This window comes from Rhizobium sp. PEPV16 (genome assembly GCF_008919455.1).
Classification (GTDB): Bacteria; Pseudomonadota; Alphaproteobacteria; order Rhizobiales; family Rhizobiaceae; genus Rhizobium; species Rhizobium leguminosarum_Q.
In genome coordinates this window covers 125,124-140,341 of record NZ_VSZV01000355.1, presented here as the reverse complement: position 1 = coordinate 140,341, position 15,218 = coordinate 125,124, and the positions used below count along the sequence as shown (strand labels likewise).

Genomic DNA, 15,218 nt, shown 5'->3' with positions numbered 1-15,218 from the left:
CGCCGGCCGGTCGACCATCCGACTCCGTTTGAGCCAACAGAATGCTGCAATCTAACCCGGAAAGGCTCTAGCGCTTGATCGAGGCGAGCGTGACGTGGACGATATGTCTTTCCCAGGCATTGAGATGGGTCGGCTCGATCAGGTCCCGGCCGAAGATCGTCGACAGCGTGTATTGGTTGGACAGATAGAAATAACCGAGCGAGGCGATCGTCAGGTACACATGCAGGGGATCGGCGGTCTCGATGAAGACCCCCTGCTTCTTTCCCCGTTCGAGCACGTCCGAAAGCTCGCCGATCAGATGCGAATGCAGTTCCTTGAGCCGGACGGACTGGCGCAGCCAGCGGGCCCGATGCATATTTTCCGTGCCGAGCAGGCTGAGGAATTCCGGGTGCTGGAGGAAATAACGCCAGGTGAAGAGCGCCAGTTCGCCGATGCCTTCCTCGGGGCTGCGGTCGCCGATATGCAGCGCGCGTTCGGCGGTGCGGATGCCGACATAGGCCTCTTCGAGCACTTTGAGGTAGAGCTGCTCCTTGTCGCCAAAATAATGATAGAGCATGCGCTTGTTGGTGCCGGCGCGCTCTGCGATGGCATCGACACGAGCTCCGCCCATGCCGTTTTCGGCAAATTCCCGGGTTGCCGCTTCGAGGATCGCAGCGCGAGTCCGCTCCGGATCGCGTTGGGCCGTCCGTTCGGCAGATGGGCGCCGAGACCTTTTCTTTTCCCCATTCCCCCCGCTGTCGTTCATCTCTCCACCTCCGTCTCACATGTTGCGCTCATAAGCCTTCGGTGCGAAATTGTAAAAACCGAATTTGAAAGCCCCGCGAGCGACACCGCTTGACACGCTCGCCGCTTTGCCCGTAGCTTGTAACCAATTAGTTATTTATGCAAGGGTAACTAGGTTCGGAAGCGTGTGGAGGCGCTTCCCTTTGGAGGAGGAAAAGAAATGACATTCCGTGTAAGCAGACGCAATTTCGTCGCGGGAGGCGCCACGCTTCTCTCGCTCTCGGCGCTGGGAACCAGCGCTTTGGCACAGGAAACGCGCCTGCGTCTCCTGTGGTGGGGCTCGCAGCCGCGCGCCGACCGCACCAATAAGGTCTCCGAACTTTACAAGGCGAAAAATGCCGGCACCACCATCAACGGTGAGTTTCTCGGATGGGCGGATTATTGGCCACGACTTGCGACCCAGGTCGCCGGCCGCAACGCCCCCGACATCATCCAGATGGACTACCGTTATATTGTCGAATATGCCCGGCGTGGCGCCCTTGCCCCTCTGGAATCCTACATGCCGTCGAAGCTGCAGCTCGAGGATTTCGATCCTGCGCAGATCGAAGGCGGCAAGGTCGATGGCCATTTGTATGGTGTCAGTCTCGGCGCCAACTCGGCCGCAACCGTGGTGAACGCCGCGGCCTTCAAGGAAGCCGGCATCGATATGCCGACGCAGAAGACGACCTGGGAAGAATTCGGCAAGATCGGTGCTGAGATGACCAAGGCCGGCAAACGCAAGGGTTACTTCGGTTTTGCCGACGGCAGCGGTGTCGAACCGGCCCTTGAAAACTACCTCCGCCAACGCGGCAAGGCGCTCTATACCGCGGACTCGAAGATCGCTTTCGGTCCTGAGGAAGCTTCTGAATGGTTCGATATGTGGGCTAAGTTCCGCGAAGCCGGAGCTTGCGTCACCCCTGATATCCAGGCCCTATACAAGGATACGATCGATACCAGCCCGCTCACCGTAGGCAAGGCTGCTTGCGACTACGCGCACAGCAACCAGTTCGTCGGCTATCAAGCCATGGTCAAGGATAAGTTGGCCCTGACCAACTACATGCGCATCACGCCGGACTCCAAGGGCGGTCATTACCGGAAGCCATCGATGTTCTTCTCCGTCTCGGCGCAGTCGAAGGTGATGGATCTGGCGGTCGACTACGTCAACTTCTTCGTCAAGAATCCGGATGCCGCGGTGATCCTCGACGTCGAGCGCGGCATTCCGGAATCGAAGGCAATGCGCGATGTCGTCGCCACCAAGCTCGACGAAACCGGCAAAGTTCCGCTCGACTATGTCGCCGGACTCGGTGATCTTGCCGGCCCACTGCCGCCCCCGCCGCCAACCGGCGCAGGCGAAGGCCAGCTCATTCTGCGCAACATCGCCGAACAGGTGGCCTTCGGACAGCTGTCTCCGTCCGACGGCGGCAAACAGCTTGTCGCTGAAATCACGCAGATTCTCGCACGAGGCTGATCCCGTATGAGCAATGCGATGCGCACGCCCGCAGGGGCCATCAATGTGGAACGATATCAGGGGGCCGTGGCCGAAGGGCGCTTCCGGCGTCTCTGGAATGCCAATGCACCCGGCTATCTCTTCCTTCTGCCATGGCTCGTCGGCTTTTTTGGGCTGACGCTCGGGCCGGCCCTGATGTCGCTTTACCTCTCCTTCACCGACTACGACATGTTGCAGTCGCCGCGGTGGGTGGGAATGGCGAATTACGTGCGCATCGCCACGGCGGATCCGAAATTTTCTGCCGCCATGCACGTCACTTTGACCTATGTCGTCTTCTCGGTGCCGTTCAAGCTGACCTTCGCATTGCTGGTCGCCATGGCGCTGAATCGCGGCCTGCGCGGGCTGCCGATCTACCGCGCCATCTTCTATCTGCCGTCATTGCTGGGCGGCAGCGTGGCGATTGCCGTGCTCTGGCGTCAGCTTTTCGCCAGCGATGGTCTCGTCAATGCCGCGCTCTCGCATTTCGGCATCGAAGGTCCGAGCTGGATCTCGCATCCGAGCTACTCGATCTATACGCTGGTGGCGCTGTCCGTCTGGCAGTTCGGCTCGCCGATGATTATTTTCCTGGCCGGCCTGCGGCAGATCCCGCAGGATATGTATGAGGCGGCGAGCCTCGACGGCGCCTCCAAGTTCCGGCAATTCTACAAGATCACGCTGCCACTTCTGACACCGGTGATCTTCTTCAACGCCGTTGTCCAGACGATCGAAGCCTTCAAGGCCTTCACACCGGCCTTCATCATTTCCGGCGGTACAGGCGGTCCGATCAATTCGACGCTGTTCTACACGCTCTACCTCTATCAGGAAGCCTTCGGCAATTTCCGCATGGGCTATGCCTCGGCACTCGCTTGGATCCTGGTGATGATCATCGCGATCTTCACTGCCTTCTCTTTCCTGACCTCGCGTTATTGGGTGCACTACGATGACTGAGATGACCGCTTCCGTCACTGCGGCCAGGCCGCCATCCGACATCACCAAACGCAGCCTGCCGGCGTCGCTCATCATTCACGCCCTGCTGATCGCCGCTTCGCTTCTCATGCTCTATCCGCTGTTGTGGATGGTTTCGGCATCGGTCAGGCCGGAAAACGAGATCTTCTCGTCGACCTCGCTTATCCCGTCGTCGATCGATTTCTCCTCCTATGTGCGCGGTTGGAATGGCCTAGATATCAGCTTCGGCCGGTTCTTCTGGAATTCGCTGGTCATCTCGCTGCTAGTGGTGACGGGCAATGTCATTGCCTGTTCGTTGACGGCTTTCGCCTTTGCGCGGCTGCGTTTTGCCGGCCGGAATTTCTGGTTCGCGATCATGCTCGGCACGTTGATGATCCCCTATCACGTGACGCTGATCCCGCAATATGTGCTTTTCCTGGATCTCGGCTGGGTCAACACCATCCTGCCGCTCGTCGTTCCGAAGTTCCTGGCAAGCGATGCCTTCTTCATCTTCCTCATGGTGCAGTTCTTCCGCGGTATCCCGCGCGAACTCGATGAGGCGGCAATGATGGATGGCTGCAGCGCTTGGCGCATCTACTGGAAGATCATGCTGCCGCTGTCGCTGCCGGTGCTGGCAACAGCCGCCATCTTCTCCTTCATCTGGACCTGGGACGATTTCTTCGGTCCGCTGATCTACCTGAACGACATGAACACCTATACGATCCAGCTCGGCCTGCGCACTTTCGTGGATTCCACCAGCGCATCGGATTGGGGCGGTTTGTTCGCCATGTCGACCCTGACGCTCGTGCCGGTGTTCTTCTTCTTCCTGTTCTTCCAGCGCCTGCTGATCGAGGGCATCGCCACGACGGGCATGAAGCGTTGATGGCGATGACGGGAAAGAGCGACATGAGCATCAGGACGGTCGCGATCGTCGGCTGCGGCATCGGCCGCTCCCACATCGTCGAGGGTTACCTGCCGAATTCCGACAAGTTCAAGGTCGTGGCGATCTGCGACCTGAATGAGCAGCGCATGGCAGCGGTCGGCGACGAGTTCGGCATCGAACGGCGCACCACCTCCTTCGCGGAATTGCTGGCCGACGACACGATCGACATCATCGATATCTGCACCCCTCCCGGCATCCATCTGGAACAGGTGGTCGCAGCGCTTGCCGACGGTAAACATGTCGTCTGCGAAAAGCCGCTGACGGGCTCGCTTGCCGCCGTCGATACCATCATGGAAGCGGAAAAGACCGCCAAAGGCGTGCTGATGCCGATCTTCCAGTACCGTTACGGCGACGGCATCCAGAAGGCCAAGCGGATCATCGACGCCGGTATTGCCGGTAAGCCTTATACCGCTTCGGTCGAAACCTTCTGGCTGCGCAAGCCTGAATATTACGCCGTGCCTTGGCGCGGCAAATGGGCGACTGAGCTTGGCGGCGTGCTCGTCACCCATGCGCTGCACCTGCATGACATGCTGATGCATCTGATGGGTCCGGCGGCTAGGGTGTTCGGCCGCGTCGCCACTCGCGTCAACGATATCGAGGTTGAGGATTGTGCCTCCGCCAGCCTGCTAATGGAAAGCGGCGCGTTTGTCTCGCTTTCCTGCACGCTTGGTTCGCAGGAGCAGATCAGCCGGCTCAGGCTGCACTTCGAGAATGTCACTTTCGAGAGCAGCCACGAGCCCTATACACCCGGCAAGGACCCATGGAAGATCATCGCCGCAAACGACGACGTTCAGGAGCAGATCGACAGGGTGGTTGGCGACTGGCAGCCGGTCGCGCCGCGCTTCACCACGCAGATGGGCCAGTTCCACGCTTTTCTCAGCGGCCATGGGCCGCTGCCGGTGACGACAAAGGACGCTCGCCGTGCGCTGGAACTCGTCACCGCCATCTACCAGTCTTCCGATAGCGGCGCTGACGTGCCGCTGCCGGTCGGCCCCGACAGTCCGAAATACGCCGATTGGCGCGCAAGAACGAAGTAACCGACAAAATAAAAAGAGAGGGTTTTGAGAAGATGGCAACCAGTGTCGTTCTTCAGAAGGTCGAGAAGCGCTACGGCGCGATGGATGTGATCCATGGCATCGACCTGACGATCGATCCCGGCGAATTCGTCGTTTTCGTCGGCCCCTCGGGCTGTGGAAAATCCACCCTTCTGCGCATGATCGCCGGTCTCGAGGAGATCTCAGGCGGCGCGCTTTTGCTCGACAGCGAGCGCATGAACGAGGTGGCGCCGGCCAAGCGCGGCATCGCCATGGTTTTCCAGTCCTATGCGCTCTATCCCCATATGTCGGTCTACAAGAACCTCGCCTTCGGGCTGGAGACGGCGGGTTACAAGAAGGCCGATATCCAGCCGAAGGTGAAGCGCGCCGCCGAGATTCTGCAGATCGAGAAGCTGCTGGAGCGCAAGCCGAAGGCGCTCTCCGGCGGCCAGCGCCAGCGTGTCGCCATCGGCCGCGCCATCGTGCGCGAGCCGCGCATCTTCCTGTTCGACGAGCCGCTGTCGAACCTCGATGCCGAACTGCGCGTGCAGATGCGCGTCGAGATCTCCCGCCTGCACCGTAGCCTCGGCAATACGATGATCTATGTCACCCATGACCAAGTCGAAGCCATGACGATGGCGGACAAGATCGTGGTGCTGAATTCGGGCCGTATCGAGCAGGTCGGCGCCCCGCTCGATCTCTACAACAACCCGGCCAACCGCTTTGTCGCCGGTTTCATCGGCAGCCCGAAGATGAATTTTTTGAAGGCCCGCATCGAGCAGGTCGGAGAGACCGAAACCAGCATTCATGTCTGCGGCAATTCCGTCCGCCTGCCGCGCCGCCTGAAAGGCGGGGCGGGGGAGGAGGTCACTTTCGGCATTCGCCCCGAACATCTTTCGCTGGCCGAAGGCGCAATCACACTGTCGACCGTCAACGTCGATCTCGTCGAAAATCTCGGCGGCGCTACCATGCTCTATACCACGACGCCGGATAACCAGCTCCTGACCGTCGCACTCGACGGCCAGCAGAAGGTGGAGCGCGGCGCCAATGTCAAGGCTTCCTTCGATCCGGCCCGCTGCCACGTCTTCGACGCGGCCGGCAAGACGATCTAAGCGCGCGGCTGCTTGACAGCCGATCCTCCTCTGGCCCATCATTTCACGAAGGGCGGCAAGGGGGTTGAGCATGACGCCTGAAGATAGGATTCATGCGCTTGGCATCTGGCAGGGGCCGATCGAAATCTCGCCGATAGCAGGCGGCATCACCAATCGGAACTATCTGGTCAGCGATGCCGTCGCGCGTTGCGTGGTGAGACTCGGCACCGATATCCCGATCCATCACATCAACCGGCAGAACGAGCTTGCCGCGAGCCGTGCCGCCCATGCGGCCGGCATATCGCCTGCCGTCATCCATCATTCGCCGGGCGTGCTGGTGCTCGAATATATCGATGCGAGAGCGCTTTCGCCGGAGGATATCAGGGCGCCGCAAATGCTCGCTCGGGTCTTGCCGCTGGTGCGCGCCTGCCATCGCGACATCGCCCGGCATTTCCGCGGCCAGGCGATGATCTTCTGGGTCTTCCACGTCATCCGCGACTACGCTGCCAATCTGAAGGCCGCGGGCAGCGCCTATCTGCCTCTGCTGCCGCAGCTTGTCGGCCGGGCCGAGGCGCTGGAAGAGGCGGCAGGGCCTTTCGAAATCGCCTTCGGCCACAACGACCTGCTGGCCGCCAACTTTCTCGATGACGGTAAACGCCTCTGGCTGATCGACTGGGACTATGCCGGTTTCAACACGCCGCTTTTCGATCTCGGCGGATTGGCCTCCAACAACGAACTCTCGGAAGCGGCCGAGCACACGATGCTGGAGACCTATTTCGACCGGCCGCTGACCGATGATCTCAACAGGCGCTACGCCGCGATGAAATGCGCCTCGCTGCTGCGCGAGACGCTCTGGAGCATGATTTCGGAAATCCATTCCACCATCGATTTCGATTACGCCGGCTATACGGCCGAAAATCTCGCGCGCTTCGAGCGCGCCTATCAAGCCTTTGAACAGGACCGATAAATGACGAAGGAATTACCGAAGACGGCGAAAGCCGTGGTCATCGGCGGCGGCATCATCGGCTGCTCGACGGCCTATCATCTCGGCAAACTCGGCTGGACCGATACCGTGCTGCTGGAGCGCAAGAAGCTTACCTCGGGCACCACTTTCCACGCCGCCGGCCTCGTAGGCCAGTTGCGCACCAGCGCCAACATCACCCAGCTTCTCGGCTATTCCGTCGATCTCTACAAGCGGCTGGAAGAGGAGACGGGTCTCGGCACCGGCTGGAAGATGAATGGCGGCCTGCGCCTTGCCTGCAATGAGGAACGCTGGACCGAGGTCAGGCGCCAAGCGACCACCGCCCAGTCCTTCGGCCTCGAAATGCAATTGCTGACACCGCAGGAAGCCTTCGATCTCTGGCCGCTGATGACTGTGGACGATCTGGTCGGCGCTGCCTTCCTCCCGACCGACGGCCAGGCCAATCCCTCCGACATCACCCAGGCGCTGGCAAGGGGCGCCCGCATGTCGGGCGTTTCGATCTTCGAGGATACCGAAGTCCTCGACCTTGAAATCGACAAGGGGAGAATCCGTGCCGTCGTCACGGCGCAAGGGCGTATCGAATGCGAGCGCGTCGTCGTCTGTGCCGGCCAATGGACGCGCGCCTTCGCCGCCCGCTTCGGCGTCAACGTGCCGCTGGTCTCCGTCGAGCATCAATACATCATCACCGAATCCTTCGGCGTGCCCTCCAACCTGCCGACGCTGCGCGATCCCGATCGCCTGACCTATTACAAGGAAGAGGTCGGCGGCATCGTCATGGGCGGCTACGAGCCGAACCCCATCCCCTGGGCGAAAAACGGTATCCCCGAAGGTTTCCACTACACGCTGCTGGACAGTAATTTCGACCATTTCGAGCAGATCATGGAACAGGCGCTCGGCCGCGTTCCGGCGCTGGAAAATGTCGGCGTCAAGCAGCTGCTGAACGGCCCGGAAAGCTTCACGCCGGATGGCAACTTCATTCTCGGCGAGGCGCCGGAGCTGAAGAATTTCTTCGTTGGCGCCGGTTTCAACGCCTTCGGCATCGCCTCTGCCGGTGGCGCCGGCATGGCGCTTGCCGAATGGGTGACGAAGGGCGAACCGCCCTATGATCTCTGGCCAGTCGATATCCGCCGTTTCGGCCGGCCGCATTTCGATACCGACTGGGTGCGGACACGCACGCTCGAAGCCTATGGCAAACATTACACCATGGCCTGGCCGTTCGAGGAACATTCAAGCGGCCGCCCCTGCCGCAAGTCGCCGCTCTACGACCGGCTGAAGGCGCAGGGCGCCTGTTTCGGCGAAAAGCTCGGCTGGGAACGGCCGAACTGGTTTGCCGATCTCTTCGCCAACGAGGAGCCGAAGGACGTCTACAGCTACACCAGGCAGAACTGGTTCGACGCCGTCGGCCGCGAGCACAAGGCGGTGCGCGAGGCGGCCGTCATCTTCGACCAGACCTCCTTTGCCAAATTCGTGCTGAAGGGCAGGGATGCCGAGGCAGCCTTGTCCTGGATCGCCTCCAACGATGTCGCAAGGCCGGTCGGCTCGCTCATCTACACGCAGATGCTGAACGACAAGGGCGGCATCGAATGCGACGTGACGGTCGCCCGCATCGCCGAGAACGAATATTACATCGTCACCGGTACCGGCTTTGCCACCCATGACTTCGACTGGATCGCACGCAATATCCCGGCGGCGATGCAGGCCGAGCTGGTCGACGTCACATCCGCCTATTCCGTGCTGTCGCTGATGGGACCGAATTCCCGCGCCGTGCTGGAAAAGGTGACGGGTAGCGACGTCTCGAATGCGGCCTTCCCCTTCGGCAAGGTCAGGACCATCGGCATTGCAGGCTGCCCGGTGCGGGCGCTGCGCATCACCTATGTCGGTGAGCTCGGCTACGAACTGCATATTCCCGTTGAATATGCGACCACGGTCTACGACGTGCTGATGGCATCAGGCGGCGAACTCGGCCTCGTCAATGCCGGCTATCGCGCGATCGAGAGCTGCCGCCTGGAAAAGGGTTATCGCGCCTGGGGGTCGGATATCGGTCCCGACCATACGCCTATTGAAGCCGGTCTCGGCTGGGCGGTGAAGATGCGGAAGAATATTCCCTTCCGCGGCCGTGAGGCGATCGAGCAGCAGCTTTCGGGAGGCGTCAAGAAGCGCCTCGCCTGCTTCATTCCCGAGGATGCCGATGCCGTGCTGCTCGGCCGCGAAACAATCTATCGCGACGGCAAGCGCGTCGGCTGGCTGTCGAGCGGCGGCTTCGGTTATACGCTGGGCAAGCCGATCGGCTACGGCTACGTCCGCAGCCCCGACGGCGTGACTGAGGATTTCGTGCTCTCCGGCACCTATGAGCTTGACGTCGCGCGGGAACGCATCCCCTGCAAAGTATCGCTGTCGCCGCTCTATGATCCCGATATGGCGCGGGTGAAGGCTTGACCATCCGATGTGGTTGAGAAGAGCCGGTAACCCCGAACTCCCTCATTCCTGTGCCCGTCACAGGAATCCAGCCACCGCGCGTCGGCGCGGTGAAAGACTCTTTACGACCTGAATAGAGTTTCTCGCGCCCAAGGACTCAGGCGCACTGATCCCTGTGACGAGCCCAGGGATGACGGAGGGAGAGGGCATCCCCGTGCGGCGCCCCCTCGTCACCAGAGAAGTCCCAAATCTCAGAACAGCGGCAGCCGGTCGTCCTGGATCAGGATCTCCAGCTTGTCAGCCACATCCTGCGTCCAGGCCCGGTGGCCTGTCAAAGCCGCCGGGAAAAGTCCGGGAAGGGTGAAAAGAGCCGCCGAAATCGCCAGGCCGGTGCGCGGGATATCGGCGATGAGAGCGGCGATTTCCGCAGCCCTGGGATCGCGCAATTCGTAGCGCTCGCCGTTGCCGTGCTCGCCGATCGCATAACGCATCCATGCCGCAACGGCGATCGCATAGGTCTCCGCCCTGTCGCCATGCGCCAGCGCCTCGCTTGCCGGCTCCAGCAGCCGCTGCGGCAGTTTCTGCGTGCCGTCCATGGCGATCTGATAGGTGCGATGGGCGATCGCCTTGTTCGCAAAGCGCGCTATCAATTCGTTGGCATAGTCATCGAGATCGATGCCCGGCACCGGATCGAGCGTACGCGCGGCCGCGTGCATGTGGCGGTAAGCAAGTGCTGCCAGGGCTGCATCGTCCATCACGTCGCGGATGAATTCATAGCCGCCGATATAACCGAGGTAGGCGAGCAGCGAATGGGCTCCGTTCAGCATCCGCAGCTTCATTTTTTCGTAGGCCGAGACTTCCTCGACCATCAGCGCGCCGCGGACCTTTTCCCAGGCCGGCCGGCCATTGGCGAAATGATCTTCGATGACCCACTGCGTAAAAGGCTCTGTCTCGACCGCCGCCATGTCGGTGCGGCCCGTCAGCCGCTCGGCATCGGCATAGGTCGCTTCGGTGCTTGCCGGAGTGATGCGGTCGACCATCGTCGAAGGGAAGGGCACATTCGCTTCGATCCATCGATGCAGGTCGGGATCGATGCGCGAGGTGAATTCAAGCACGAGGCGTTTCAGAACCGCGCCGTTGCTCGGCAGGTTGTCGCAGCTGAGCGGCGTAAAGGGCGCGATCCCCTTCTGCCGGCGGCGCGCAAGGCCTTCGACGAGGTAACCGATGACGCCGCGAGGCGCATGCCGGCTGGCGAGATCGGCGACGATATCGGGGTGCTTCAGATCGAGGCCGCCGGTTGACGGATCGAAACCATAGGCCTTTTCCGTCACCGTCATGCTGACGATGCGGACAGCGGGATCTTCGAGCCGCGCCAGCAGGCCAGCCGGATCGCGCGGCGCCACATGCGCCTTCAGGATCGAACCGATCACCTCAGCCGTCGTGCCCGAGCTGTCGCGGATCAGCGTCGTATAAAGCCCGTTCTGAGCGCTCAGATTGTCAGCGACATCGGGCGTGCGCAGGCTTGCTACCTCGATGCCCCAGTCGCCGCCTGCGGCTGCGAGCGCAGCATCCGTAAACGGCGCGAAATGCGCGCGGAAGAAGGCGCCTGGACCCAGATGCAGGATGCCGCTTTTCAGCCGGCTGCGGTCATAGGCGGGAAGCTTCGCCGTCGGGGCGAGGCCGGAAAGGGTCCGTAGTCGTTCGGTCACAGCTTGTAGGCCTTCTTTGCATTGCCATAGGAGAGCTCGCCTGCGACGATCTCGGCTTCTCGCTTGGAAATCCGGTGCTCGGCGGCGAGCTGGGCAAGGAAGCGGCAGACTTCGCGGCGCCAGACGTCATGCCGGGCCGGGATCGATAGCAGCGCGCGCGTATCGTCGTTGAAACCCGCCATATTGGCAAAACCCGCCGTCTCGACGACCTGGTCGAGGTAACGGCGGATGCCGAGCGGGCTGTCGTGGAACCACCAGGGCGGGCCGATCATCAGGCAGGGCCAATGGCCGACCATCGGCGCCAGCTCGCGTGCATAGGTCGTCTCGTCGAGCGTGAAGAGCAGTACACGCAAACCTGGTGCGTGACCATATTTTGATAGCAGCGCATTCAAGCCGCCGACCCAGTCCGTGGGTGTGGGGATATCGGCGCCCATATTCGGGCCGCGGGCCGCAAAAAGTCCGCTGTCGGTATTGCGTCTCGAGCCGGCATGGATCTGCATCACCATGCCGTCCTCGGCCGAAAGTCCGGCCATCTCGGTCATCATCTGGCCGCGGAAGAGCTCGGCATCCTCGGCCGAAAGCGGACCCTTCAGCGCCTTGTCGAGCAGCGCCTGTTTTTCCGCAAGCGGCAGATCGGCGGTGAAGGCCGTGGGCACGCCGTGATCGGTCGCGGTGGCGCCGAACTGGCGGAAGTAGGCGCGCCGGCGCCGATGCGCCTCGATCAGGCCGTCCCAGCGCGTGACGTCGACGCCGGTGATCTCTCCGAACTTGATGAGATTGTCGCGGAAGCCGACGGCATCGGGATCGGTGACACTGTCCGGCCTGTAGGTGGTGCGCACCTTGCCGATCCAGCCGTCGGCCGCCATCTTCTGGTGATGCGCCAGAGGATCGAGCGCTCCATCCGTCGTCGCGATCGTTTCGATGCCGAATCGCTGATGCAGCGCCCGCGGGCGGAATTCCGGAAGGGCAAGCTGGGCATTGATATGGTCGTAGAGCGCATCGGCATTGTCTGATGTCAGCCGCTCGGTGCAGCCGAGCACGGCCGACATGGCGTGGTCGACCCAGAGGCTCGAAGGCGTCCCGCGGAAGAGATGATAATGCGCGGCAAAGGTCCGCCAGATCGCCCGCCCCTCAGCCACCGGCTTGCCGTCGAGCCGCGGCACTCCGAGCTCGTCCAAGGTGACGCCGACGCTGTGCAGCATCCGGAAGAGATAGTGATCGGGAATGACCAGCAGCGAGGCCGCGTCTTCGAAGGGCTTGTCGTCGGCGAACCAGGAGGGTTCGGTATGCCCGTGCGGGCTGACGATCGGAAGATTGCGCACCGTCTCGTAGAGCTCTCGCGCGATGGTCCGTGTTGCCGGATCAGCCGGAAAAAGCCGGTCCGGATGAAGAAAGCCGTTTCCTGCATCCATCAGTATTCCTCCCTGATGGATAACGGCCTACCCCACAACATCAGGCGCGGCAAGGTCTTTTAGTAACCAAACGGTACAGTTTTGCGCGTGGCCGCGCCGGGCATGGAAAGCATTGACGAGGCGGCCTATTTCCGCTTTGGGAGAACCATCTGTGCCGGTTTCGGCAAAGGAGCATCGATGTCCGACGAGACGAACCACATCACCCGGCTGGAAGAAATGCTGGCCCACCAGGCAAAGACGATCGAAGAGCTTTCCGATCAGCTCGCCGAGCAATGGAAAACGGTCGAGCAGATGCGCACTAAGCTCGACCGGCTGACCGAACGCTTCCTGTCGCTCGAGGAGCAGTCGCTGGACGCGCCAGCGATCACCCGCCCGCCGCATTATTGACGACACGCGGCGCAATGCCGCGTGTCGTTGGGTGTCTTGCGCCATGAGGCGGCGGATCAAACGCCGCCGATGCAGAGATATTTCATTTCCAGATAGTCGTCGGCGCCGTGTCGCGAGCCTTCGCGGCCAAGGCCGGATTGCTTGATACCGCCGAAGGGTGCCGTCTCGGATGACATCAAGCCGGTATTGATGCCGATCATGCCGTATTCTAGCGCTTCCGCCACCCGCCAGACCTTCTTCAGATCGCCGGCGTAGAAATAGGCGGCGAGGCCGAACTCCGTGTCGTTGGCTTGGTTGATGACATCCTCGACCGTGTCGAAGCGAAAGAGCGGCGCCACCGGCCCGAAGGTCTCCTCGCGCGCCACCTTCATGCCGCGCGCAACGCCTGTCAGCACCGTCGGCGTGAAGAACGTGCCGGCGCCGTCGATGCGCTTGCCGCCGGTCAGCACCTTGGCGCCCTTGGCAAGCGCGTCGCTGACATGATCCTCCACCTTGGCAAGGCCTTGCGCGTCGATCAGCGGCCCGATCACGACGCCCGGCTTGAAGCCGTCGCCGACCGACATCTCGGCGACCTTGGCGGCAAGCTTGGCGGCGAAGGCGTCATAGACGTTCGACTGGACGTAGAGGCGGTTGGCACAGACGCAGGTCTGGCCGGCATTGCGGTATTTGGAAGCGATCGCGCCTTCGACGGCAGCGTCAAGATCGGCATCGTCGAAGACGATGAAGGGCGCGTTGCCGCCGAGTTCCAGGCTCACCTTCTTGATCTGGTCGGCGCACTGCCGCATCAGGATGCGGCCGACTTCCGTCGAACCGGTGAAGCTGATCTTGCGCACCTTTTCGTTGCCGCAGAGCTCGCGGCCGATTGCCGGACCGTCGACCCCGACGATGACGTTGAAGACACCGGCGGGAATGCCGGCCTGCTCGGCGAGCACGGCAAGCGCGATCGCCGTCAGCGGCGTCTGTTCGGCGGGCTTCGAGACCACGGTGCAGCCGACGGCAAGCGCCGGGGCGATCTTGCGGGTGATCATCGCCGCCGGGAAATTCCACGGCGTGATCGTGCCGACGACGCCGACCGGCTGCCGGATGACGATCATTCGTTTGTCGTCGGAAGGCGCGGGGATCGTCTCGCCGTAGATGCGCTTGGCTTCTTCCGCGTACCATTCGATATAGGCCGCGGCATAAAGGATCTCGCCGCGCGCTTCCGGGAACGGCTTGCCCATTTCGGCGGTCAGGATCGCCGCGAGTTCGTCGGCATTGGCGACCATCAGGTCGAACCATTTGCGCAGGATCGCGCTGCGCTCCTTGGCCGGGCGGGCAGCCCAGGCCGGTTGGGCGGCATGGGCTGCGTCGATCGCCGCCCGCGTCTCGGCCGCACCCATATCGGGCAGCGAGGCGAGCAGTTCACCGGTTGCCGGGTTGATCACGTCGAAAGTCCTCGTGGCATCGCCTGATGTCCAGACGCCGTCGATACAGCCGGCATCGCGCAGCAAGGGCGAGGAGAAGGGAACGTGCTTGGTCAGTGCGGTGGTGAAAGCCATGTCATATCCTCCTTGGGAGTGCGGCTGCCGGTTGCCGGCAGCCATTGAAATCCGGTTCGGGTGCGCTTAACGGCCCGCGCTCGCTTCCAGCATCGAGGCTTCGAGAATATCCAGCGCTTCGCCGAGGATCTCGTCCTGGATGGTGATCGGTGCAAGAAAGCGGATGACGTTTCCGTGGACGCCGCAGGTGAGCAGGATCAGGCCCTTGTCGAGAGCGATCAGCCGCACCCGGTTGGCGAATTCCGCGCTCGGCAGTCCGGTCGTCCGGTCGTTGAATTCGACGGCGTTCATGAAGCCCGGTCCGCGGATATCGACGATCTCCGGCACCGTCTCGCGCAGCGATTCCAGCCGCTGCTTCAGCCGTCCGCCAAGCTGGTTGGCGCGGTTGCAGAGATCTTCATCAGCAATGACGTCGAGCACGGCGTGGGCAGCGGCGATCCCGAGCGGATTGCCGCCATAGGTGCCGCCGAGCCCGCCCGGTCCCGGCGCATCCATGATTTCTGCGCGGCCGGTG

The 15,218-nt window shown here is 62.0% G+C and carries 13 protein-coding genes; 8 read left to right on the top strand and 5 right to left on the bottom strand.

The window, feature by feature from the left end:
• Nucleotides 1–67 precede the first annotated feature (67 nt).
• Entirely contained in the window at nt 68–745 is a 678-nt protein-coding gene (locus FY112_RS34300; protein WP_151520343.1) for a TetR/AcrR family transcriptional regulator, read from the bottom strand.
• A 198-nt stretch (nt 746–943) separates the two neighbouring features.
• On the opposite strand from FY112_RS34300, the gene FY112_RS34295 reads away from it, so the two are divergent.
• From FY112_RS34295 to FY112_RS34265, 7 genes are all read left to right on the top strand, one after another.
• Nucleotides 944–2,230: an ABC transporter substrate-binding protein gene (locus tag FY112_RS34295; RefSeq protein ID WP_151520342.1), complete on the top strand. Its 1,287-nt coding sequence runs from the start codon at nt 944–946 to the stop codon at nt 2,228–2,230.
• 6 nt (nt 2,231–2,236) lie between these two features.
• Nucleotides 2,237–3,196, top strand: coding sequence for a sugar ABC transporter permease (locus FY112_RS34290; protein WP_065281739.1), 960 nt, complete (start codon nt 2,237–2,239; stop codon nt 3,194–3,196).
• A gap of 1 nt (nt 3,197) precedes the next feature.
• Complete coding sequence (locus tag FY112_RS34285) at nt 3,198–4,076, top strand: carbohydrate ABC transporter permease (RefSeq protein WP_179038825.1); 879 nt, start codon at nt 3,198–3,200, stop codon at nt 4,074–4,076.
• Nucleotides 4,076–5,173, top strand: a complete 1,098-nt coding sequence (locus tag FY112_RS34280) for a Gfo/Idh/MocA family oxidoreductase (RefSeq protein ID WP_181018322.1) — start codon at nt 4,076–4,078, stop codon at nt 5,171–5,173. Before FY112_RS34285 ends, FY112_RS34280 begins: the two co-directional genes overlap by 1 nt.
• Nucleotides 5,174–5,205: 32 nt before the next feature.
• Entirely contained in the window at nt 5,206–6,282 is a 1,077-nt protein-coding gene (ugpC, locus tag FY112_RS34275) for a sn-glycerol-3-phosphate ABC transporter ATP-binding protein UgpC (protein ID WP_025396575.1), read from the top strand.
• Nucleotides 6,283–6,352: 70 nt separating this feature from the next.
• Complete coding sequence (locus tag FY112_RS34270) at nt 6,353–7,228, top strand: phosphotransferase (RefSeq protein ID WP_151520339.1); 876 nt, start codon at nt 6,353–6,355, stop codon at nt 7,226–7,228.
• Nucleotides 7,229–9,679: an FAD-dependent oxidoreductase gene (locus tag FY112_RS34265; RefSeq protein WP_131629973.1), complete on the top strand. Its 2,451-nt coding sequence runs from the start codon at nt 7,229–7,231 to the stop codon at nt 9,677–9,679.
• A 230-nt stretch (nt 9,680–9,909) separates the two neighbouring features.
• Here FY112_RS34265 and FY112_RS34260 read toward each other — a convergent pair whose 3' ends face one another.
• The gene (locus FY112_RS34260) at nt 9,910–11,367 is read right to left on the bottom strand and encodes a mannitol dehydrogenase family protein (RefSeq protein WP_151520338.1); all 1,458 of its coding nucleotides are present in this window, start codon (nt 11,365–11,367) and stop codon (nt 9,910–9,912) included.
• A complete protein-coding gene (uxaC, locus tag FY112_RS34255; protein WP_151520337.1) occupies nt 11,364–12,779 on the bottom strand; it encodes a glucuronate isomerase in 1,416 nt (471 codons plus the stop codon). Before uxaC ends, FY112_RS34260 begins: the two co-directional genes overlap by 4 nt.
• Nucleotides 12,780–12,956: 177 nt before the next feature.
• Here uxaC and FY112_RS34250 point away from each other — a divergent pair, with 177 nt between their 5' ends.
• Nucleotides 12,957–13,166: a SlyX family protein gene (locus FY112_RS34250; protein WP_011649924.1), complete on the top strand. Its 210-nt coding sequence runs from the start codon at nt 12,957–12,959 to the stop codon at nt 13,164–13,166.
• 56 nt (nt 13,167–13,222) lie between these two features.
• On the opposite strand, the gene FY112_RS34245 is transcribed toward FY112_RS34250, so the two are convergent.
• Both FY112_RS34245 and FY112_RS34240 read right to left on the bottom strand, forming a co-directional pair.
• Nucleotides 13,223–14,704 carry an NAD-dependent succinate-semialdehyde dehydrogenase gene (locus FY112_RS34245; protein ID WP_151520336.1) on the bottom strand — a complete coding sequence of 494 codons (1,482 nt, stop codon included), beginning with the start codon at nt 14,702–14,704 and terminating at the stop codon, nt 13,223–13,225.
• 66 nt (nt 14,705–14,770) lie between these two features.
• A partial coding sequence (locus tag FY112_RS34240) for an aminotransferase class III-fold pyridoxal phosphate-dependent enzyme (protein WP_151520356.1) occupies nt 14,771–15,218 on the bottom strand: 448 nt, incomplete at its 5' end.